Below are 1,896 nucleotides of genomic sequence, written 5' to 3'. Positions count from 1 at the left end.
CCTACATTCCGCACCTAATTTAAAAGTTTTTGGCAATTAAGTTTTTTCTGCTTACACCAATATTTAGTCTTAGGCACTATCTCAGGCCCCGTCATTCCATAGATACTCTGAGCATGAATTCCAAAATAGGCAATAATTTGTCGATGAACTGGTTTGATATTGGTCACAATACGTTGCTTATGATAGTTGTTAGTAATGGTCACAACGGCAATAGTGCTCATAAGCTCAAATACCCAGCTCATAGTAGGTGTTTTAACTTGCTTGCCTACTTGGTTTGGGAGCGTATCCTCACTTTCTTTTAGACATTCCCTAAGATGAGCTTGAGCAAAGTTGTATACCATCAAACAGAGCGTCATTATCATCATAAGTGCTGAAATTCTTTCTGGTGTTTTGAGGAAGAAAGAATCGAGTTCAAAGGCGTCTTTTTTTATGAATTTAAAACCTGATTCCACAACGCTTTGCTCTTTATATTGCTTTAAGACGGCATGGCTACCTAATACGCTGTAATCGCATTGGTTGGTTGCTAAAATAAAACGACCTAAGGTCTCTTTTTTAGCCCGTACTGCATGAAGATGTGTAGCAAGGCAGGCTTGTATTTGATAACCCGTTATTACTTTTTGAGCGTCTGCTTTTGGCCGGCCTTTGCCCGAATGGCTTTCTACAGGCAGAATGTCATAATGAATCTGGTGATATTTGAGGGATTTTATTACAGATTTAACTGCTTTTTCAGCATCGGATTGACACTGAAAAACCTGGTTACCTAAATGCCATAAGGTTTTGATGAGCTCTTGAGCTTTTTTATCCAATTGACGTTCAAATGTTTTAAGTTCTCGATGCGCGGCATGCTGGGACTCAATCAGAACCCAGCGTTGAGTGAGGCCATAAACAGTCGTTTCATAGGTACTACCACGGTAATTGGTGTCAAATGCCTCCCAAACCAGTTCATGCATTGGTTGATTCAGCAACGCTTTTGCTTCTTTCAATTGAGCGGGAACACGGGATATCCAAAACACATTGTTAAGCTCTGCTAAGCGCTCAGGCACATAAAAGGCGGCATCAACCACAAAGCATAAGCCTTCTGGCATCCCATCCAAGCTTGATGCAAAAGCCTGTATTTTTCGGACTGTTTTTTGAAAACTAGCCTTATCACTACTGTTTCCATCCAAGGGCTCCATCCATAAAGGAATATTGGCCGCACCACCTTGAACTAAAGAGAGCATCACCTGTTTTAAATCAGGTCTATTGGCTTTGGAATAGCCATATGCAGGCATTGCAATTCCATCAGAACAATCTCCTTCTTTGTCATAACGGCCATAAAGAACAAAGCTCGTGCTATCTAAATGAAGACGTTGGCTTAACAGATTCTTTTCTAATGCTATTTCAAAGGCTAATTCAGAATACAGTTTAGTCACTCCGTAGGTGGCTATTTTATCCAAACATCGACCCAGACTATCATCATTTAGATGCTCCGCTTCTATTTCAGCCCCAAGCAAGTGGGCAACAGGTTTGTCTTCAAAAAAATGCGGGGTCATATACAGACGACTGTTCATAAAACCTAGACCATTTAATACCATCGCCGCTACCCTACGACCGTGGCTAACGATACCGCCTTTTTTTTCATCAAGTGTTATACGAGAGTCTATACGTTCTATTAGACCTAACTCTCTTATTGTCGCTGCAACAAGGCCTAAATGCCCCAGCTGTTCTGAACTCACGCTATTGCTATCAATCATCTCTTATTCCAAATGGACTTTTGGGCAATAGACTAACCCAATTCAAGACTGCCGGCTTTGATCTTTTTCTTATTTTTATGTGATCTTTCTCTTGGGTTGTTACCGCAACTGATCTTCTTGAGGTTAATTCATTATTTTACGAATTTATGCTGCGGGATGTGTG

Annotated in this window: 1 protein-coding gene; it reads right to left on the bottom strand. The window is 40.7% G+C overall.

Annotated features, from left to right (window positions below):
- Positions 1-14: 14 nt before the first annotated feature.
- Positions 15-1,733, bottom strand: coding sequence for an IS1634 family transposase (locus ACQY7T_RS10925; protein ID WP_428413340.1), 1,719 nt, complete (start codon positions 1,731-1,733; stop codon positions 15-17).
- Between the last annotated feature and the right edge of the window lie 163 nt (positions 1,734-1,896).

It is taken from the genome of Legionella sp., assembly GCF_965140895.1.
Classification (GTDB): Bacteria; Pseudomonadota; Gammaproteobacteria; order Legionellales; family Legionellaceae; genus Legionella.
This window is presented reverse-complemented; position numbering and strand designations above follow the sequence as displayed.

Bases quoted from the DNA above. Each gene is read 5' to 3' on its own strand.
- ACQY7T_RS10925 (WP_428413340.1), bottom strand. From the start codon at position 1,733: ATGATTGATAGCAATAGCGTGAGTTCAGAACAGCTGGGGCATTTAGGC.